Annotated in this window: 18 protein-coding genes and 1 tRNA gene; 7 read left to right on the plus strand and 12 right to left on the minus strand. The window is 65.7% G+C overall.

Annotated features, from left to right (window positions below; translation table 11 throughout):
• Window positions 1–18: 18 nt before the first annotated feature.
• The 7 genes from FHS28_RS05870 to cysS all read right to left on the minus strand — a co-directional run bounded on the left by FHS28_RS05870 (window position 19) and on the right by cysS (window position 7,069).
• Window positions 19–651, minus strand: coding sequence for an FMN-binding negative transcriptional regulator (locus tag FHS28_RS05870; protein ID WP_088448656.1), 633 nt, complete (start codon window positions 649–651; stop codon window positions 19–21).
• Between the two features lie 268 nt (window positions 652–919).
• A tRNA-Ser gene (locus tag FHS28_RS05875) sits at window positions 920–1,012 on the minus strand.
• A gap of 114 nt (window positions 1,013–1,126) precedes the next feature.
• Window positions 1,127–2,398 carry an aspartate kinase gene (locus FHS28_RS05880; protein WP_088448655.1) on the minus strand — a complete coding sequence of 424 codons (1,272 nt, stop codon included), beginning with the start codon at window positions 2,396–2,398 and terminating at the stop codon, window positions 1,127–1,129.
• 86 nt (window positions 2,399–2,484) lie between these two features.
• A complete protein-coding gene (gene tilS / locus FHS28_RS05885; protein ID WP_184294224.1) occupies window positions 2,485–3,999 on the minus strand; it encodes a tRNA lysidine(34) synthetase TilS in 1,515 nt (504 codons plus the stop codon).
• A gap of 43 nt (window positions 4,000–4,042) precedes the next feature.
• The gene (locus FHS28_RS05890; RefSeq protein WP_088448653.1) at window positions 4,043–5,014 is read right to left on the minus strand and encodes an acetyl-CoA carboxylase carboxyltransferase subunit alpha; all 972 of its coding nucleotides are present in this window, start codon (window positions 5,012–5,014) and stop codon (window positions 4,043–4,045) included.
• Window position 5,015: 1 nt separating this feature from the next.
• Window positions 5,016–5,669: a DNA-3-methyladenine glycosylase family protein gene (locus FHS28_RS05895; protein ID WP_088448652.1), complete on the minus strand. Its 654-nt coding sequence runs from the start codon at window positions 5,667–5,669 to the stop codon at window positions 5,016–5,018.
• The gene (cysS, locus tag FHS28_RS05900) at window positions 5,669–7,069 is read right to left on the minus strand and encodes a cysteine--tRNA ligase (RefSeq protein ID WP_088448651.1); all 1,401 of its coding nucleotides are present in this window, start codon (window positions 7,067–7,069) and stop codon (window positions 5,669–5,671) included. The genes FHS28_RS05895 and cysS overlap by 1 nt, the downstream gene beginning before the upstream one ends.
• A gap of 287 nt (window positions 7,070–7,356) precedes the next feature.
• Between cysS and FHS28_RS05905 the strand changes: the two genes are divergently transcribed.
• From FHS28_RS05905 to FHS28_RS05925, 5 genes are all read left to right on the plus strand, one after another.
• Window positions 7,357–7,890 (plus strand): tetratricopeptide repeat protein, encoded by a 534-nt coding sequence (locus FHS28_RS05905; RefSeq protein WP_184294226.1) that lies wholly within the window; start codon window positions 7,357–7,359, stop codon window positions 7,888–7,890.
• A gap of 232 nt (window positions 7,891–8,122) precedes the next feature.
• Entirely contained in the window at window positions 8,123–8,698 is a 576-nt protein-coding gene (locus FHS28_RS05910) for a peptidylprolyl isomerase (protein ID WP_088448648.1), read from the plus strand.
• Window positions 8,695–9,198, plus strand: a complete 504-nt coding sequence (locus FHS28_RS05915; RefSeq protein ID WP_088448647.1) for a peptidylprolyl isomerase — start codon at window positions 8,695–8,697, stop codon at window positions 9,196–9,198. Before FHS28_RS05910 ends, FHS28_RS05915 begins: the two co-directional genes overlap by 4 nt.
• Window positions 9,195–10,010 (plus strand): UDP-2,3-diacylglucosamine diphosphatase, encoded by an 816-nt coding sequence (locus tag FHS28_RS05920; protein ID WP_310736740.1) that lies wholly within the window; start codon window positions 9,195–9,197, stop codon window positions 10,008–10,010. Before FHS28_RS05915 ends, FHS28_RS05920 begins: the two co-directional genes overlap by 4 nt.
• Window positions 10,011–10,018: 8 nt before the next feature.
• Entirely contained in the window at window positions 10,019–10,834 is an 816-nt protein-coding gene (locus FHS28_RS05925) for a M90 family metallopeptidase (RefSeq protein WP_088448646.1), read from the plus strand.
• Here FHS28_RS05925 and FHS28_RS05930 read toward each other — a convergent pair.
• Window positions 10,798–11,733 carry a cupin domain-containing protein gene (locus tag FHS28_RS05930; protein ID WP_088448645.1) on the minus strand — a complete coding sequence of 312 codons (936 nt, stop codon included), beginning with the start codon at window positions 11,731–11,733 and terminating at the stop codon, window positions 10,798–10,800. The two genes, FHS28_RS05925 and FHS28_RS05930, sit on opposite strands and share 37 nt — an antisense overlap.
• Before the next feature lie 181 nt (window positions 11,734–11,914).
• Here FHS28_RS05930 and FHS28_RS05935 point away from each other — a divergent pair, with 181 nt between their 5' ends.
• Window positions 11,915–12,451 (plus strand): carboxymuconolactone decarboxylase family protein, encoded by a 537-nt coding sequence (locus FHS28_RS05935; RefSeq protein WP_088448644.1) that lies wholly within the window; start codon window positions 11,915–11,917, stop codon window positions 12,449–12,451.
• 112 nt (window positions 12,452–12,563) lie between these two features.
• Here the strand turns inward: FHS28_RS05935 and clpA are convergent, their stop codons facing one another.
• Both clpA and clpS read right to left on the minus strand, forming a co-directional pair.
• Complete coding sequence (clpA, locus tag FHS28_RS05940; RefSeq protein ID WP_088448643.1) at window positions 12,564–14,882, minus strand: ATP-dependent Clp protease ATP-binding subunit ClpA; 2,319 nt, start codon at window positions 14,880–14,882, stop codon at window positions 12,564–12,566.
• Complete coding sequence (clpS, locus tag FHS28_RS05945) at window positions 14,879–15,244, minus strand: ATP-dependent Clp protease adapter ClpS (protein ID WP_088448642.1); 366 nt, start codon at window positions 15,242–15,244, stop codon at window positions 14,879–14,881. Before clpS ends, clpA begins: the two co-directional genes overlap by 4 nt.
• Before the next feature lie 248 nt (window positions 15,245–15,492).
• Here clpS and FHS28_RS05950 point away from each other — a divergent pair, with 248 nt between their 5' ends.
• Window positions 15,493–15,777, plus strand: coding sequence for a cold-shock protein (locus FHS28_RS05950; RefSeq protein ID WP_088448641.1), 285 nt, complete (start codon window positions 15,493–15,495; stop codon window positions 15,775–15,777).
• Between the two features lie 180 nt (window positions 15,778–15,957).
• Here FHS28_RS05950 and FHS28_RS05955 read toward each other — a convergent pair whose 3' ends face one another.
• Together FHS28_RS05955 and FHS28_RS05960 are read right to left on the minus strand one after the other, a co-directional pair.
• Window positions 15,958–17,598 carry an ATP-binding protein gene (locus FHS28_RS05955; protein ID WP_088448640.1) on the minus strand — a complete coding sequence of 547 codons (1,641 nt, stop codon included), beginning with the start codon at window positions 17,596–17,598 and terminating at the stop codon, window positions 15,958–15,960.
• Window positions 17,595–19,094: an ATPase domain-containing protein gene (locus tag FHS28_RS05960; protein ID WP_184294228.1), complete on the minus strand. Its 1,500-nt coding sequence runs from the start codon at window positions 19,092–19,094 to the stop codon at window positions 17,595–17,597. The genes FHS28_RS05955 and FHS28_RS05960 overlap by 4 nt, the downstream gene beginning before the upstream one ends.
• Window positions 19,095–19,220: the final 126 nt, after the last annotated feature.

Below are 19,220 nucleotides of genomic sequence, written 5' to 3' on the forward strand. Positions count from 1 at the left end.
CGCGCCGCCCGGCGAGCCTCAGCGCTGCGCCAGCAAGGTCATCCAGCGGGCGAGCACCTGCTCTTCATACGAGCCCTTGCGCTGATGCGCCAGGATGCGGCTGCGCTCACCTTCACTGCGGTTCTGGCTGAGCTTGACCTTCAGCACACAGCGCTCCACCGGAATGCGGAACCCAATGATGCTGCCCAGCAGCTTGCCGTCCCGGTCGGCAGGCAGACCACTCCAGTCGCGCGCGTAAGCGGGCTCCTGAGTGGCAATGAGGCGCTTGAGCAGGGTGTCTTTTTCGAGCGGGTGATCAATGATTTGCACCCGGCCGTGAATCTGCACCGTCACGTAGTTCCAGGTGGGCACCGACTTGGAGACGTCGTAATGCCGCGGCGAGACATAAGCGCCAGGCCCACTGAACTGCACCAGCACCTGCCCCGCCTTGCCGCTGACCAAGGCTTCGGTGTTCTGGTTGGAGCGGGCCATGTGCCCCTCGACCCACCATTGGTCCGGCTTGTTCTTGTCCGCCCCCCAGATCATGGGCACCGGCACGGCGCTGAGACCATGCGTGGGGTCTTGCAGCATCAAGGTGGCCAGGGGGTGTTGCTGGATCAGCAACCGGGCCATGGACAAATCGGGCAGTTCAGACGAATTCGGCGTGTGCATTGCACCAGGAATGTAGACCACTTCTCCCGTGAATAGGGGGTTTGCGGCCGCCGGACCGTATCCAGCAGCAACAGGAGCAGGCCACGGATTCAGAGTGCAAAACGGGCTGTGACAAACAGCACAAACTGGCCGGATGGCCCGCGTCACACGAGGCCTGCTGGATGGCTTTGGCGCTTTGCATTGGCTCTCGCCGGCGTCACCGCAAGATCTCGAAGCCAAGATGTGAGAAAGCCCCCGCAACTTGCGCTGCGGGGGCCTCACATTCAGTTGGCGGAGACGGAGGGATTCGAACCCTCGATGCAGGTTTTGCCCACATACTCCCTTAGCAGGGGAGCACCTTCGGCCACTCGGTCACGTCTCCATCCGAAGAAGCTGAAACTATAGCATGGGTTTTTGCGCCTCCAGAGAAGATTCCCAAGAATCTCTCTGAGAAATCGCAATGCGCCCAGTCATTGCAGCTTCAGTGACGGACGCTTCAGGCCGTCTTTTCCTGATCCAGGTCGAAGGCACGGTGCAGCGCGCGCACCGCCAGCTCCATGTACTTCTCGTCGATGACGACCGAGGTCTTGATTTCGCTGGTGGTGATCATCTGGATGTTGATGCCCTCTTCCGACAGGGAGCGGAACATCTTGGAGGCGATGCCCACATGCGAGCGCATGCCGATGCCCACGATCGACACCTTGCAGATGCGGGTGTCCCCGATCACCTTGGCGGCCTGCACCGCCGGACCCACCGTCTTTTCCAGCAGCTCGATGGCGCGCTGGTAGTCGTTGCGGTGGACGGTGAAGGAGAAGTCGGTCTTGCCGTCCTGGGACACGTTCTGGATGATCACGTCCACATCGATGTTGGCCTCTGCCACCGGGCCCAGGATCTGGAACGCGATGCCCGGCTTGTCGGGCACGCCCAGCAGGGTGACCTTGGCTTCGTCGCGGTTGAAGGCAATGCCCGAGACGACAGCTTGTTCCATTTTTTCGTCCTCTTCAAAGGTGATCAAGGTGCCGGACTTGGCTTCCTCGTTGATGTCGATGTCCCACGGCGTGAAGCTGGACAGCACACGCATCGGCACGCGGTATTTGCCGGCGAATTCCACCGAGCGGATCTGCAGCACCTTGGAGCCGAGCGACGCCATCTCCAGCATTTCTTCAAAGCTGATGGTGTGCAGGCGACGGGCTTCAGGAACGATGCGGGGGTCGGTGGTGTAGACGCCGTCCACGTCGGTGTAGATGAGGCATTCGTCCGCCTTCATCGCCGCGGCGATGGCGACCGCCGAGGTGTCCGAACCGCCGCGGCCCAGCGTGGTGATGTTGTTGCCTTCGTCCACGCCCTGGAAGCCGGTGATGACCACCACCTTGCCGGCCGCGAGATCGGCACGCACCTTGGTGTCGTCGATGCTTTCGATGCGGGCCTTGGTGTAGGAGCTGTCGGTGGCCACCGGCACCTGCCAGCCGGTGTAGCTGATGGCGTCCATGCCCTCGGCCTGCAGCGCAATGGCCAGCAGGCCGACGGACACCTGCTCACCGGTGGCGGCGATCATGTCCAGCTCTCGCATCAGCGCCGGGGTGCTGCTGGTGGGAGAAAGCTCCTTGGCCAGGCCCAGCAGACGGTTGGTCTCGCCGCTCATGGCCGAGGGCACCACCACCATCTGGTGACCGGCGCGGGCCCACTTGGCGACGCGCTTGGCCACATTGCGGATACGGTCGGGGCTCCCCATCGAGGTGCCGCCGTACTTGTGAACGATCAATGCCATGGGAGTGTCTTCAGACGCAGGGGGAGGCCGCGACTTACACCCAAGCAGGCACCGCGGCCGGAGCCATCGATTCTATAGGTCGAAGTTCAGCGGTCCATGCCGCATCCGCATGCATCGGGGTGCCAACGCAGGCTGAACAGCGGCTCGGTGGACCGTTCGATCTGGCGTGCATCGAGGCCGAGTCCGGGCACAAAGAGCAGCGCCTGCAGGACCCATAACAGCGGCCCTTCCCTCTGTGGCGACGGGATTCCGGCGGTCTGCCAGCTCTTCTTGAGGCTTCGCGGAATCCCCTTGGCATGGGCCTGAAACTGGGTCCTGCCTTCGCGCGGACGCAACTCGACCTTGATGAGGCGGGAAGCCGCCACACCCGCGAAAAGTCCGTCCTGGTCCTGCTCGACGGTGAACACTTCCAGCGTGCCGTGCCACGCCGACAGGGGGTACAGGCCAGGGCGGGAGAGATCGAGTGGTGCAGCGGCCTCGCCGATGGCGGGGCTGGCAGTGCCAGTGCCAGTGCCAGTGCCAGTGCCAGTGCCAGTGCCAGTGCCAGTGCCAGTGCCAGCACCAGCACCAGCACCGATGTTTGCGTTGGCGTTGGCGTTGGCGTCTGCGTCGCTCACCCGGGTAGAGGTCAGCGATGCTGCCGGCCGAGATGGCATGACGCTCAAACGCCCCCGGTAGAGCTGCACTTCCAACTCGCCAAAGGGCCAGCGGCCAAGCTGCGCGCCGCTCACCTCCTCCAGCAGCCGCCGCACCAGCGTCGCAGGTGCGGCATGCCCGGCGCGAAGACGCAGCCAGGCCCTCAGCAGATTGGACAACCGTGCGGGGGACAACGCCGTCCAGGCCCCCACATCCAGGTCAGCCCCTGCTGGCGACCACGCCGCCAGATCCACCGCCGCCATCTCCTCCTGAAGCGCCAGCGCCTCCTGCGCCCACGCGGCGGACTGGGCCAGTGCGGACTCAGCGCCGGGTGCCGTCTGCGTCAGCGCCGGCCATACGGACTGCCGGATCCGATTGCGCGCAAACCGCAGGTGCTGATTGCTGTCGTCCTCGATGTGGGTCAGTCCATGCTGGGCCACATACGCCTGCACCGCTTCCCGTGGCTGACCCAGCCAGGGCCGCGCCCAGCACACGCCCTCGCGCCACTGCTGCGCCGGCATCGCCGCCAGCCCGGCCATGCCGGCCCCGCGCAGCGCCTGCAGCAGAAAGGTCTCGGCCTGGTCCCGCCGATGATGGCCCAGCAGCAGCAGATCCCCCTGCGCCGCCAGCGTCATCCGCTGCAAGGCCTGATGGCGGCCGGTGCGGGCCCAGGCTTCGATGCTCTCCCCCGGCGAGGGCTGCCCCTGCAGCCGCTCCCACACGAGCCGCACAGGCCGTCCCTGCCCCGCCCACTGCGCCACCTGCGTCTGCAGATGATCGAGCCAGCCGTCGGCCTGGGGATTCAGCCCATGATGCACATGCAGCGCCACGACCTGCAGGCCGAGCGTGTCGGCCGCAGAGACGGTGGCATGGAGCAAGGCGGTGGAGTCGCGTCCTCCGCTGCAGGCCACCGCGACGACCGGCGGCCGGGAGGCCGCGGGGGACGACGGTGCGAGGGAAGACATGGACAGGCAGGCGGGCCGACTGGCGGAGCCGCCCGCCGCGGCTTCAGTGGTTCTTGGTGTCGCTGAAGCGGCCGTAGGCCTGCAGGCGCTCGTAGCGGCGCTCCAGCAGGTCCTTGGTCTTGAGGTCGGAGACCTGTCGCAGGGCATCGCCCAGGGCGCGCTTCAGGCCGGCGGCCATCTGCTTCGGGTCGCGGTGAGCGCCGCCGACCGGTTCGCTGATGATCTTGTCGACCAGACCCATGGCCTTCAGACGGTGGGCGGTGATGCCCAGCGCCTCGGCGGCTTCCGGCGCACGAGCCGCCGTCTTCCACAGGATGGAGGCACAGCCTTCCGGCGAGATCACCGAATAGGCGGAGAACTGCAGCATCAGCACCTGGTCGGCGACGCCGATGGCCAGGGCGCCGCCCGAGCCACCTTCACCGATGACGGTGGCGATGATCGGCACTTCCAGCTGCGCCATCTCGAAGATGTTGCGGCCGATGGCTTCCGACTGGCCGCGCTCTTCCGCGCCGATGCCGGGATACGCGCCCATCGTGTCGATGAAGGTGAACACCGGCAGGCCGAATTTCTCGGCCAGCTTCAGCAGGCGCAGGGCCTTGCGATAGCCTTCCGGACGGGGCATGCCGAAGTTGCGCAGCGTGCGCTCCTTGGCGTCCGAGCCGCGCTGATGACCGATGACCATGCAGGGCTGGCCGTTGAAACGGGCCAGGCCGCCGACGATGGCGGGGTCGTCCGCGAAATGGCGGTCACCGTGCAGTTCCTGGAACTCGGTGAACACGTCGCGGCAGTAGTCCAGCGTCTGCGGGCGCTGCGGATGCCGCGCCACCTGGTACACCTGCCACGGTTGCACGCTGGCGTAGATGTCTTTGGTGAGCTGCTGGCTCTTCTTGCTCAGGCGGTCGATCTCTTCGGAGATGTCCACCGCCGACTCGCTCTGCACATAGCGGAGTTCGTCGATCTTGGATTCCAGCTCGGCAATGGGTTGCTCGAACTCGAGAAAATGTCGTTTGCTCATATCAGTAATCCACTGGTAGCGGATCCAGGCTACGCCAAATGTACCATGTGGCCACAGACCGATAAGGGGCCCAGCCCTCGCCCAGCTCCCGCGCTTCCGCCCGGGACACCGGCTCGTCGCTGAAGTAGTGCTGGCTGATGCCCTTGAGCAGCCCGAGGTCGTCCAGGGGCAGCACATTCGGCCGCATCAGATGGAAGATGAGGAACATTTCAGCCGTCCAGCGGGCAATGCCGCGGATGGCCACCAGCTCGTCAATGATGGCTTCGTCGTCCATCTGCGCCCATTGGCGCGGATGAACCTGCCCGGATTCGAAATGCTGGGCGAGGTCGCTGAGGTATTCCACCTTGCGGGCCGACAGGCCGACGGCCTTGAGCTGGTCCTTCTCCAGGGCCAGCACCTCGACCGGTTTGATCCGGTTGGACGGGCCGGTGGTCAGGCCGGCGAACTTGTCCCAGACCGACTGCGCGGCCTTGACTGAAATCTGCTGGCCCACGATGGAGCGCGCCAGCGTCGTGAAGGCATCGCCCCGACTCTGCAGCCGGGCTTCGCCGAATTGCGGGATGAGTTTCTTCATCACCCGGTCGCGCTTGACCAGATGACGGCAGGCTTCGTCCCAATAGTCCGGGGTCACCCCGGCGGTCGCCACACGCCCCATCAGGCCTTCACCCCACCCTTGGTGCCGGTGCGGACCCAGCTGGTGCCGGCCGCGGAATCCTTCAGCTCGATGCCTTGCTCCGCCAGCGACACGCGGATGCGGTCGGCTTCGGCGAAGTTACGGGCTGCCTTGGCCGCCGCACGGGCGGCAATCTGCGACTCGATGAAGGCCTCGTCCAGGCCCTCCCCGGCTTGCAGGTACGCCTTGGGCGACTGCTGCAGCACGCCCAGCACGCCGCCCAGCGCCTTCAGCAGGCCGGCATCCGCACTGGAGCGGCTGCGGTTGACCTGGTTGGCCAGCTCGAACAGCACGGCCAGGGCCGCCGGCGTGTTGAAGTCGTCGTCCATCGCCCGCTTGAACTCGGCCGCGGGGCCGGTGGTCCAGTCGATGGCGACGTCGTCCGCCGGCACGGCGTCCAGCGCCGTGTAGAGGCGGCGCACCGCGGTGCGGGCGTCGTCCAGGCTGGCGTCGCTGAAATTGAAGGGGCTGCGGTAGTGGGTGCGCAGCATGAAGAAGCGGATGGCTTCTCCATCGAACTTCTTCAGCACGTCGGCGATGGTGAAGAAGTTGCCCAGGCTCTTGGACATCTTCTCGTTGTCGACATTCAGGAAGCCGTTGTGCATCCAGAGGTTGACGAACGGATGGCCCAGGGCGCCTTCGCTCTGCGCGATTTCGTTTTCATGGTGCGGGAACTGAAGGTCCATGCCGCCGCCGTGAATGTCGAAATGCTCGCCCAGCAGCGCGCAGCTCATGGCCGAGCACTCGATGTGCCAGCCCGGGCGGCCTTCGCCCCAGGGACTGGCCCATTTGGCTTCCGCCGGCTCTTCAGCCTTGGCGGACTTCCACAGCACGAAGTCCAGCGGGTCCTGCTTGCCGGTGTCCACCGCCACGCGCTCGCCGGCACGCAGCTGGTCCACCGACTTGCCGCTGAGCTTGCCGTAGCCCGGGAACTTGCGGACGGCGTAGTTCACATCGCCGCCTTCGGCCTGATAGGCCAGGCCTTTGGCTTCGAGCTTGCCGATGATGTCCAGCATCTGGGGGACATAGTCGGTGGCGCGCGGTTCATGCGTCGGCTTGGCGATGCCCAGGGCGTCGAAGTCCCGATGCATGGCGGCGATCATCTCGTCGGTCAGCTGGCGGATGGTCTGCCCGCGCTCGAGCGCACGGCGGATGATCTTGTCCTCGATATCGGTGATGTTGCGGACGAAGGTCGTCTTGTAGCCACTGGCCTGGAGCCAGCGGTAGACGATGTCGAAGGCGATGTTCATCCGCGCATGACCCATGTGGCACAGGTCGTAGACGGTGATGCCGCAGACATACATGCGGACGTGGCCCGGATCAATCGGCTGGAACGGTTCTGGCTGACGGGTCAGCGTATTGAAAATGCGCAAGGAGGACATGGATGGGCCACTGGTGAGTCCGGCGCGCCAACCGCCCGCCGTGACTGGGTCCCGCCCCGGCACAGACGCCGGGCAGGACTGCGTGATGCTGGAGCCGCGAGCACTGTCCTGGGGACAGCACGGTGCATGGGTCAGGCACTACAAGGGCATTGGTCGGGCGAGAGACGACAGCTCGCTCTAGAATGACCGTCAGTATAGCGGCCCGCTGGTTCGGGAGCTCCGGGCAGACCCTTGGCGGGTCCCCGCGCAGCCCCCCGCACCACGGCCTTGACCATCGCCAACCGCCCATGCCCAAGTTCCACGCCCTGCTTCCCACCTGCTGCATTGCACTGGCCGCCCTGTTCACCTCCGCTGCCGTCCATGCCGCCGCCGTGGATGACGCTCAGGCCCTGTGGGCCGCGGGCAAGCGCGACCAGGCCATCCAGCTGGCAGAAACCGCCCTCAAGACCACGCCGGACGATCCGCGCCTGCGATTCGCCCTGGGCACCATGCTGCTGGAGCAGCGGCAGCTCGAGCGCGCCCGTGCGGTCTTCATCTCGCTGACCGAGGACTACCCGGACCTGCCGGACCCGTACAACAACCTGGCCGTCATCCATGCCGCCCGCGGTGAGTACGAAGCGGCCCGTCAGCAGTTGATGCGTGCCCTGGAATTGCAACCCGACCATGCGCAGGCGCAGGAAAACCTGGGCGACGTGCTGATGCGCCTGGCACAGCAGGCCTACGAACGTGCACTGAAGCAGGCGCTGGGCGATGATTCCGGGCTGCGGCTCAAGCTGCAGCGCGTGTCCGACCTGAACAACGGAAAGCGCCCGGCGTCCTGAACGAGTCATGAGCGCGTGTGCGTCGCCAGCGCGTCGCGGGTGCGGCAGTCATGCGGCAGCAAGGCGGCAGGGTCCCGGCAGGGCCGGGCGATGAGACCGGGCCCGCCCTCTGCCCCTCGAAACCGGTTGCCCTCTTTCACCTGCCGATTGACGCCCCTCACCGCACACTTCCCGAATGCTTCCCCGCTTTTTTCGGCATCCTTTCCGCACTCACCCCCACCACAGGCACCCCATGAGGACCACCAAACTGCTGATGGCGCTCGGCGCCACCGCGCTGAGCCTGGCCGCATCGCTGGCGCAGGCCCAGGTCGTGAAGCTGAGTACCACGCTGGGCGACATCCGCATCCAGCTGGAGCCTGAGAAGGCGCCCAAAAGCGTCGCCAACTTCCTGGCCTATGTGAAGTCGGGCCACTACAACGGCGTCATTTTTCACCGCGTGATCGACGGCTTCATGGTGCAGACCGGCGGCTACACGCCGCAGCTGGCCCAGAAGGCGACCAAGCCCCCGATTCCACTGGAAGCCGGCAATGGGCTGCTCAACATCCGCGGCAGCGTGGCCATGGCCCGCACCAACGATCCGAACTCGGCCACGTCGCAGTTCTTCATCAATGTGGTGGACAACCCCGGCCTGGATCCCGGCTATGCGCCGGACGGCCGCGGCTACGCCGTCTTTGGCTACGTCATCGAAGGCATGGAGGTGGTGGACAAGATCCGCGCCACCCCCACCGCCGCCAAGAACATGATGTTCCAGAATCTGCCCACCACCCCCATCCTCATCAACAAAGCCACCGTGGAGAACAAGCCATGAGCAAGAAAGTCGAACTGCAAACCAACCACGGCGTGATTACCGTGGAACTGGATGACGAAAAGGCTCCGGCCACCGTCGCCAACTTCATCGCCTACGTGAACAAGGGTCACTACGACGGCACCGTCTTCCACCGCGTCATCAAGGGCTTCATGGTCCAGGGTGGCGGTTTCGAAGAAGGCATGAAGCAAAAGCCCACCGACGCGCCGATCCAGAACGAAGCCAACAACGGCCTGAAGAACCACAAGTACACCTTGGCGATGGCTCGCACCAATGCGCCGCACTCGGCCAGCGCCCAGTTCTTCATCAACACGGTGGACAACGAGTTCCTGAACTTCAAGAGCGAGAGCCCTTCCGGTTGGGGCTATGCCGTGTTCGGCAAGGTCATCGACGGCACCGACGTCGTGGACAAGATCGAGAAGGTCAAGACCAGCCGTTCCGGTTTCCATGATGACGTGCCGGTCGACGCCGTCGTCATCCAGAAGGCTGTCGTCCTCGAGTGAACGCCGCATCCTTCCCGCTGCCGGGGCCGCTGGTGACCTTGCGCGCCGAGCCGCTCTGGCGGCGGGTGGATGTGCTGTCAGACCTGCACCTGTCGCCCGCCCTGCCCCGCACGGTGGAGCGGCTGCGCGAGCATCTGGCCGCCACGCCGGCCGATGCCGTCTTCCTGCTGGGCGACATCTTCGAAGCCTGGATCGGTGATGACGTCCGCTGGGTGCCGGACAGTTTCGAGCAGCACTGCATGCAGATGCTGCGGGATGCGGCTCGCCGCACCCGACTCTTTTTCATGCACGGCAACCGGGACTTCATGCTCGGTCCGGCCATGGCCTATGACGCCGGCCTGACCCTGCTGGACGACCCCGTCCGCCTGGAAGCCTTCGGCCGCCGCTGGCTGCTGACCCATGGGGACCTGCTGTGCATCGATGACCACGGCTATCAGCGCGCCCGCGCGGTGGTGCGACGTCCGTGGGTCAAGGCGCTGCTGCTGGCGATGCCGCTGTCGGCCCGCCGCGCCCTGGCGCGCCATCTGCGCCACCGCAGCAAGGCGCAGCAACTCGATCCGTCCCAGTGGGCGGATGTGGATCCGAAGGCCTGCCTGGACTGGCTCAAGGCCAGCGGCTGCGAAGGCCTGATCCATGGCCACACCCACCGACCGGCCACTCACGAGCTGGGCCTTGGCCTGCGCCGCGTGGTGCTGTCCGACTGGGACTTCGACCACGGCCAGCGCGGCGACGTGCTGATTCTGGACGCCACCGGCCTGCGCCGCGACGCGCCGATGCGCACCGAGGCCGTGCGGGACCGCCTGCGCCACTGAGGCGGCGGATGCTCAAAGGTCTGATCCAGCGCTGGCGGCAGCATCGGGAGCAGCAACAGCTGGCCCGGCACGCCATTCCGGATGCGCTGTGGGAGCTGACGCTGCTGCGTTATGGCTTCCTGGCCCAACTGTCCCCCCAGGATCGCAGCGAACTGCGCCGGCTGTGCTCACTCTTCCTTGCGTCCAAGGAATTCCACGGTGCCGGCGGCTTCGAGGTGACCGATGAAGTGGCCGTCTCGGTGGCCGCGCAGGCCTGTCTGCCGGTCCTGAAGCTGGGGCTGCACTGGTACGACGGCTTCGTTGGGATCGTGATGCACGAGGGGCAGCTGGTCGTCCCCCGGTCGGAGATGGACGAGGATGGCGTCGTCCACGAATATGAAGACACGCTCGCCGGTGAGGCGATGGCGGGCGGACCGCTGGTGCTGGCCTGGAGCGAAAGCACCCCCGAAGCGCATGAGCGACTGGAAGGCTTTGATCCGGTCTACAGCGTCGTCATCCATGAATTCGCCCATGTGATCGACATGTGGGATGCAGGCATGCAAGGCCCCCAGGGCGCGCCCGCACTGGCCACGCCGCAGGCCCGCGCCGCCTGGTTCGCCACACTGGAAGCGGAGTGGCAATGGTTCTGCGACCAGGTGGATGAGGGAGTCGCCACCGTCATCGATCCCTACGGTGCGGAAGCGCTGGAGGAGTTCTTCGCGGTGGCGACAGAAGCCTTTTTTGTCGCGCCCATGGAGCTGCGTCATGAGCAGCCGGCGCTTTACCGCATCCTCAGCGCGTTCTTCCTTCAGGATCCCGCCGCACCCGCAGCACCTGCCGTGTGATCGGCACGAAATCGCGCCGGCGTGACGCCGAGGTGCCGCTTGAACGCCCGCTGGAACGCCGCTTCCGACTGATAACCCACTTCGTCCGCAATCGCCGCCACTGAGCGCTCCGACTGCAGCAGGCGCTGCATCGCGCGCGCCATGCGGATCTGCAGCAGCAACTCCGCAGGCGAATGACCGGTGGCCGTCTCGAACTGCCGGATCAGGGTGGCGCGGGACATGTGGCACAGCGCCGCCAGCGCCGGCAAGGTCCACGGCTTGTGCGGCTCGGTGAACATCGCCATCAATGCCGGCTGAAGCGCGCGACGATGGGTCAGGGCCAGCAGCGTGGGTGCATCGTCCGTGTCCTGACTGGCCCGGCGCAAGGCCAGCGAGAACAGCGCGCCGCACAGATGCCCGATGATGGCGCCGCTGCCCGGCCCTTCCTCTTGCGCCTCCAGCCGCATCAATTCGATCAGTTGGGCCAGCGCCTGTGCCGCCGCAGGCGCGCTGCGCACCACCAGGCTCGCCGGCAGGAACTGGCGCGCCATCGGCGCGGCGTGGGCACTGAGCAGGAAGCGACCACAGAGGATGTCCGCCTCGGCGCCACGACCGCCGTTCTCGGCCACGGAGAGCACCGCAGAGGGGCGCTCGACCGCTGGTGATGTCCGGCGCCCGCTGCCGTCATGAAGGCTGTGCGCGTCGCCATGCGGCAGCAGCACGACATCCCCGGGCTGCAGCGTTTGAGGCGGGCGCCCCCGCATCTCCAGCACCGCCGAGCCGGTCAGCAGGACATGAAACGGGATCTCCAGCTGGCCCGCAGGCCCAGGTGCGATGCGCCAGGGCGCGCCGAAGTGGCAGCGCGTCTCCACCCGACCGCTCACCGGCATCAGCGCCAGCCAATGGCTCAGCGGATCCATGGTGCGCAGGCCCGCCGTTGACCTTCAGTGCGGAGGCCGAGAGACCCCGAAGCGAGCAGTTTGAAACTTTTGAGCATGATCATGGCATTCCTGGATGCAGAAGATATCACGCCTGCGGCCTACAGTTCATTCCATCCGCAGCGCACAGGGCGCCGCGGCCGATTCAACCGGAGCTCACACCATGTCCCGTATTGCACTCATTCCCCAGGATCAACTCTCCAGCGACGCCGCCACCCTCTTCACGCAAGTGAAGAAGGCCGTCGGCAAGGTGCCCAATGCCTACGCCACCATCGGCGGCTACAGCCCGAAGTCGCTGTCCACCCTGCTGACGGCGGACGCCGCGCTGAGTCAGGGCGCGCTCAGCCGGTCCGAGATCGAAGCCATCCGCCTGGCCGTGAGCGAGATCAACGGCTGTGACTATTGCGTGGCTGCGCACACGGTCGTGGGCCGCATGGTGGGGCTGCCCGCCCCCGCACTCAAGCAGATCCGCGCCGGTGAAGCCACCGGCCAGGACAAGCTCGACGCGCTGATCCGTTTCGTGCGCACGGTGCAGACCACCCGCGGCACCGTCCCGGCGGAAGTGCTGGCCTCCGTCCTCGCGGCGGGCTACACCGAGCAGCAGGTGGTGGAGGCGCTGCTGACGGTGTCGATGATCACGTTCACCAATCTGGTGAACCGGGTGAACGACACCGATCTGGACTTCCCCAAGGCCGATTGACCCCCTGCCGCGGCGGCCCCCGCACCGTGATGGAAATGAAAAAGGGCCCGCCGAAGCGGGCCCTTTCGGGGGACGGTGGGAGGGTCATCCGATCCGGAACCCCACCCGGGCATCAATCGGCTGTGGCCGGCTCCGCCTTGGGCTTGTTGTCCTTCTTCAGCGGGGTGATGTCCAGCTGGACCTCGCCCTTCTCGTCCACATCCACGCTCAGGCGGCCCCCGTCGACCAGCTTGCCAAACAGCAGCTCGTCGGCCAGCGCACGACGGATCGTGTCCTGGATGAGGCGCTGCATCGGCCGCGCGCCCATTTGCGGATCGAAGCCCTTGGCCGCCAGATGCTTGCGCAGCGCATCGCTGAAGGTGACTTCCACCTTCTTCTCCTGCAGCTGGCTTTCCAGTTGCAGCAGGAACTTGTCCACCACCCGCAGGATGATGTCTTCGTCCAGCGAGCGGAAGTGCACGATGGCATCCAGCCGGTTGCGGAACTCCGGTGTGAACAGGCGCTTGATGTCGCCCATTTCGTCGCCTTGCTCGCGCTTGGTCGTGAAACCGATCGTCGCCTTCTGCAGCGCTTCCGCCCCCGCATTGGTGGTCATGATGATGATCACGTTGCGGAAGTCGGCCTTGCGGCCGTTGTTGTCGGTCAGCGTGCCATGGTCCATCACCTGCAGCAGCACATTGAAGACATCCGGATGCGCCTTCTCGATTTCGTCGAGCAGCAACACCGCATGCGGCTTCTTGGTGACGGCTTCGGTCAGCAGACCGCCCTGGTCAAAGCCCACGTAGCCCGGAGGCGCGCCGATCAGACGGCTCACCGCATGGCGCTCCATGTACTCGGACATGTCGAAGCGGATCAGCTCGATGCCCAGGATGTACGCCAGCTGCTTGGCCACTTCGGTCTTGCCCACACCGGTCGGGCCGGTGAAGAGGAAGGAGCCGATCGGCTTGTCCGGCTTGCCCAGGCCCGATCGGGCCATCTTGATGGCGGCCGCCAGGGCGTCGATGGACGGATCCTGCCCGAACACCACGCTCTTGAGGTCGCGATCCAGGCTCTTGAGCTTGCTGCGGTCGTCCGAGGACACCGACGCGGGCGGAATGCGGGCGATCTTCGCCACGATGTCTTCCACTTCCGCACGGGTGATCGTCTTCTTCTGCTTGCTCTTGGGCAGCACACGCTGCGCGGCACCGGCTTCGTCGATGACGTCGATCGCCTTGTCGGGCAGATGACGGTCATTGATGAACTTGGCCGACAGCTCCGCAGCCGCCTGCAGGGCGCCCAGCGCGTACTTCACGCTGTGGTGCTCTTCGAAGCGGGACTTCAGACCCTTGAGGATCTCGATGGTCTGCTCCACCGACGGCTCCACCACGTCGATCTTCTGGAATCGGCGGGACAGTGCCGCGTCCTTCTCGAAGATGCCGCGGTATTCGCTGAAGGTGGTCGCGCCGATGCACTTGAGCTGGCCCGACGACAGCGCCGGCTTGAGCAGGTTGCTGGCGTCCAGCGTGCCGCCCGAGGCTGCGCCCGCACCGATGAGGGTGTGGATTTCGTCGATGAACAGAATGGCGCCTGGCTGGTCCTTGAGCTGCTTGATCACCGCCTTGAGGCGCTGTTCGAAGTCACCGCGGTACTTGGTGCCCGCCAGCAGCGCGCCCATGTCCAGCGAATAGACCACCGCCTCGGCCAGCACGTCGGGCACCTGGCCTTCGGTGATGCGCCAGGCCAGGCCCTCGGCGATGGCTGTCTTGCCCACGCCGGCCTCACCCACCAGCAGCGGGTTGTTCTTGCGGCGGCGGCACAGCACCTGCACCACCCGCTCGACTTCCAACTCACGGCCGATCAGCGGGTCGATCTTGCCGTCCCGGGCCTGCTGGTTCAGGTTCTGGGTGAATTGCTCCAGCGGCGAGCCCTTGCCACCACCGCCCTGGGTGTCGCCCTCTTCCCGCTCGGACTCGCTGCCCGAGCCTTCCGGGCCCTTGGGAGGCTCGGGCGGCTCGCTCTTCTTGATGCCGTGCGCGATGTAGTTGACGACATCCAGACGGGTGACGCCCTGCTGATGCAGGTAGTAGACCGCGTGGGAGTCCTTCTCGCCGAAGATGGCCACCAGCACGTTGGCGCCGGTGACTTCCTTCTTGCCGTTGCCGGTGGACTGCACATGCATGATGGCGCGCTGGATCACGCGCTGGAAGCCCAGCGTCGGCTGGGTGTCCACCTCATCGGTGCCGCCCACGGTGGGCGTGTTTTCCTTGATGAACTGGGCCAGCGACTTGCGCAGGTCCTCGATGTTGGCTGCGCAGGCGCGCAACACCTCAGCCGCGGATGGGTTGTCGAGCAACGCCATCAACAGGTGTTCCACGGTGATGAACTCGTGGCGCTGCTGACGCGCTTCCACAAACGCCATGTGCAGGCTGACTTCAAGCTCTTGCGCAATCATGCGGCCTCCATAATGCACTGCAAAGGATGCCCGGCGCGCCGCGCGGCGGCCAGGACCATTTCGACCTTGGTGGCTGCGACGTCCTTGGTGAAAACACCGCAGACGCCACGACCTTCATGATGGATCTTCAGCATGATCTGGGTGGCCGTATCCAGATCGTGGCGGAAATATTCCTGCAAGACCATCACTACGAACTCCATGGGCGTGAAGTCGTCGTTGAGCATCAGCACCTGGTAGAGGCGCGGAGGCTCCGTCTTCTGAGCAACACGCTCCAGCGTCGTTGACGCACCGCCGTCCTCATCTTGGCCCGGTGGCGTGCCTGGCGGTCCCGCTGGCGTGGAGTTGTTGGCAAACAAAGGCATGAACCGATTCTATAAACAGCGGGACTTCCCTACATGCGGTCGGGTTCCCGGGTTTCAAGCAAGCGAGAAATTGATCTGCTTCGGGCCAGTTTTCAGATGAGCCGCCGCATGATCAAGGTCTCGGGAATAGCCCTAGTTTGGCATCTTCAGCGAAGGCGACCCCGGGGAGTTCCTGAATTGACACTGACTTGACGCGGATTTGAGAATCCGCTCGGGTGCGACAAGACACCGGGATGGAGAGAAAAAAGATGGCTACAGGCACGGTAAAGTGGTTCAGCGACGCCAAGGGGTTTGGCTTCATTGAGCCGGATCAAGGCGGAGGCGATGTCTTTGCGCACTTTACGGCGATCCAGATGGAAGGTTTCCGCACCCTCAAGCAGGGCTGCCGGGTGAGTTATGAACTGGTGAACGGGCCCAAGGGCCTGATGGCCCAGGACATCCGCCCGCTGGATGTGGCGGAGCTGCCGGTAGACGTGAGTCTGCTGGCCGAGCAGCAGATGACGACCCAGCCGGCAGCGGCCGCCGCCGCCTGACCGCCGGCGCGGCTTCGCGCTTTGTCCGCCCGGGTGCGGGTTCGCGCCCCGTCCGCTTGGGCGGGGCCTCGCGTCCCGTCCGCTCCTCGCACGCGCCATGTCCCCGGATGGGACGGTGCGATGCCAAGCCCGCCAGTGGCGGGCTTTTCGCATGGCGACGGCGGTTGGACGGTTCACCGTTCAGCGCTCTGATGGGCCAGGGTCAGGAACGGGGCCGGAACCCGTGTCAGGGCCGGACGCGCGGCCAGGCTCCGCCTCTTCGCCCTGCAGCGCCCCGGCCATTTCCCTGAGCAGTTGCGGCACGGCCACGGGCTTGGCCAGATGGGCATCGAAGCCCGCCGCCAGCGCGTGTGCCTTGTCTTCAGCCGAGCCGTAGCCCGTCACGGCAATCATCACCTCCGGCCGATGCACCGACGACGCCGCCCGGGCCACGTCATATCCGCTGATGCCCGGCAGCCCGATGTCGCAGATCAGCACCTGCGGACGGGAATCCCGCAACGCCTGAATGGCATCCGGGCCGCTGTGCACCACGGTGACGCGGTAGCCATGGCCTTCCAGGATCATGCGCAGTGCCTCTGCGGCATCCACGTTGTCCTCGGCAATCAGAATCTCGCCATTCACCGCTTCGCGCTCATCCGGCGGTGACAGCTCGCGGCCGCCTTCGTCCGCATGTTCGGCGGGCAGATCCACCGTGAAGAGGCTGCCCTGACCAGGCCCCTCGGAATGCACCGACACCTCGCCGCCATGCATGGTGACCAGTCCCTTGACCAGGGCCAGCCCCAGCCCCAGGCCGCCGCGGGAGCGCTCCAGCGACCGGTCGGCCTGCACAAAGGCATCAAAGAGCTGCGGCAGCAGCGCCGGTTCGATACCGTCGCCATGGTCTTCCACCTGCCACAGCACCCGTCCGTCCCGCGCACTGATGCGCACCTGGATGCCGTGCCCGGGCGGTGAAAACTTGATCGCGTTGTCGATCAGGTTGTCCAGCACCTGGCGCAGACGGGTCTCGTCTGCATCCACCCACACCGAACAGCTGCAGTCGCAGCTGATGAGAATCTCCTTGGCCTGTGCGGAGATCGCATGGGCCTGCAAGGTCTCCTGCGTCAGCGCGCACAGGTCCACCCGGGTGCGCTCCAGCTGGATCAGACCGCGGGTGAGGCGGGAGACGTCCAGCAACTGGTCGATGATGCGGCCCATATGGCCAACCTGGCGGTCCACCAGCTCCGCCAGATGGCTCTGCCGGTCCGTCGCGAGGCCCGGCCGTTGCAGCAGGTGGGCGGCATACCGGATGGGCGTCAGCGGATTGCGCAGTTCATGGGCCAGCATTGCCAGGAACTGGTCCTTCCGCTCGCCCTGCTCCCGCTGCTGCTCCAGCAGATCCCTCACCTCCATCTGCCGGCGCCGGGCGCGCAGCGCCGAGGCCACGGTCGAGAGCAGTGCGTCACGGGTCATCGGACGCTGGATCATCGACACATTGCCCAGCGCCGCCACCGCCTTGAGCGGCAGACGGTCCGTGCCGTCATTGGCGACGATCAGCACCGGCAGGTCGGACCAGGCCGGCTGCGCCTGGATCAGCAGCGCGAGCCGCTCCAGCAGGGAGCGGCTGAGCCGCTCTTCAGCGATCAACAGGGAGCCCGACGCCGTCGAGAGCGTGTCGAGCAGCGCCTCTTCATTGGCGCACGACTGGCAGCTGTAGCCCGCGCCTTCCAGCGCCCTGGCGGTCAGTTCGGCGTCCCGACGCGCGGCCAGGATCAGCACGTCGGCCTGCGAACCGAGCGTGTCCGACTCCTGCACCAACAGGGATTGCACATGGTCATGGGTCATGCGGGCCCCGTCATGTTGCCCGCCGTCCCATCCACCGACTCACCCGCGCCGAGCGCCTCCGGGAGGCCGGACAGCACCCCGCGGTAGCCGGTGAGTGGTCGTCCCAACCGGATGCCGGGTGCCGCAATGAACATTTCGCGGATGCTGGTCTCATGGGACCCCATGCGCCGCTTGACCACGGAGAGTGCGCGGCGGATCTGCGCGTCGGATTCGAAGTAGCGCATCAGGATGGCGGCGTCGGCCAGATAGGTGACGTCCAGCGGCGAAGCGGACTCCCCCACAATGCCTTGCTGGTTCAGGGTCAACAGGGTGGCAACGCCGCGGTTGGACAGATAACTCAGCAGCTCCTGTACGTGCATGGCCAGATGTTTTTCGTCCGGCATCGCGGTGAGGTAGCCATTGAGGGAGTCGATCACGATCATTTCTGCGCCGTCTTCCTCCACCTTGCGGCGGATCAGATGCGCGAACTCGCCGGGGGAGAACTCTGCGGGGTCGATCTGGCGCAGAGACACCTGCCCCCGCTCGATAAGCTCGCGCGTAGGCATGCCCAGCGCCTCGGCGCGGGCCAGGAATGCACGCCGCGTTTCGTCGAAGAGATACACGGCCGCACGGCCGCCCTGGCGGGCCCGTTCATTGAGGAACTGCATGCACAACGTACTTTTGCCGATGCCGGACGGCCCGGTCATCAACAGGCTGGCACCGAGATCGATGCCGCCGCCCATCATTTGATCAAGTTCCGCACAACCGCTGCTGCAAGTTCCACCAGTGACCGGGGCGTCGTGCTCATTGGCGACCAGGCGCGGATAGACCACGACGCCGCCGGTTTCGATCGAGATGTCGTGAAAGCCCTCCCGCACCGCCACACCGCGCATTTTGTGCACCTGCAGGCGGCGACGCTGCTTGCCGTAGGCGGGGGCATGCTGGTAGAGGGTAATGATGCCGTGCACCACGCCCTCCCCGGCGGTGTCGGAGGTGGAGTCGATATCGGCCTCCTGGATGAGCAGCACCGTCGCACCCAGCTCAGAGAAATGCTCCCGCAGCTTCAGCAATTGGCGACGAAAGCGCAGGGGATCACGGGCGAGCAGCTTCACATCGGAGAACGGGTCGAACACCACGCGGGTGGGCCGCAGGGTCTGGGTGACCGACAGGATGCGACCCACGACGTCGTTCAGCTCGACGTCACTCGGCGAAAAGAAGGAATAGTCGCCCTCTTCCGGGCCGGCGGAGTCGGCCAGGTTGATCACGTCCACGCCGGTCAGGTCCCAATGGTGGGAGTGGGCGGTGGCCATCAGCTGCGACTCGGTTTCCGCCAGGGTGCACCACAGGACACGTTCCCCCTGGCGGACACCCTCCAGCAGGAATTGCAGACCCAAGGTCGTCTTTCCGGCACCGGAAGCCCCTTCGAGCAGATACAGATGCGAGGCCGGGAGGCCACCACGAAGGACTTCGTCCAGGCCGGAAACGCCTGTACTGACCTGCTGGAGGGGGGTTGCCAAGGGCTGAATCATCATGGGCTCGTCGTGGGAATGCCCTCATTTGGCAAGGTGCGGGCCCGGTGTACGTTTGTCCCGCCCTTCGCATGCAATTCGGGGCCCGCGCTGGCGGCCGGTCGGGGTCCCGTC

This window comes from Roseateles terrae, from assembly GCF_014192155.1.
Taxonomy (GTDB): domain Bacteria; phylum Pseudomonadota; class Gammaproteobacteria; order Burkholderiales; family Burkholderiaceae_C; genus Roseateles; species Roseateles terrae.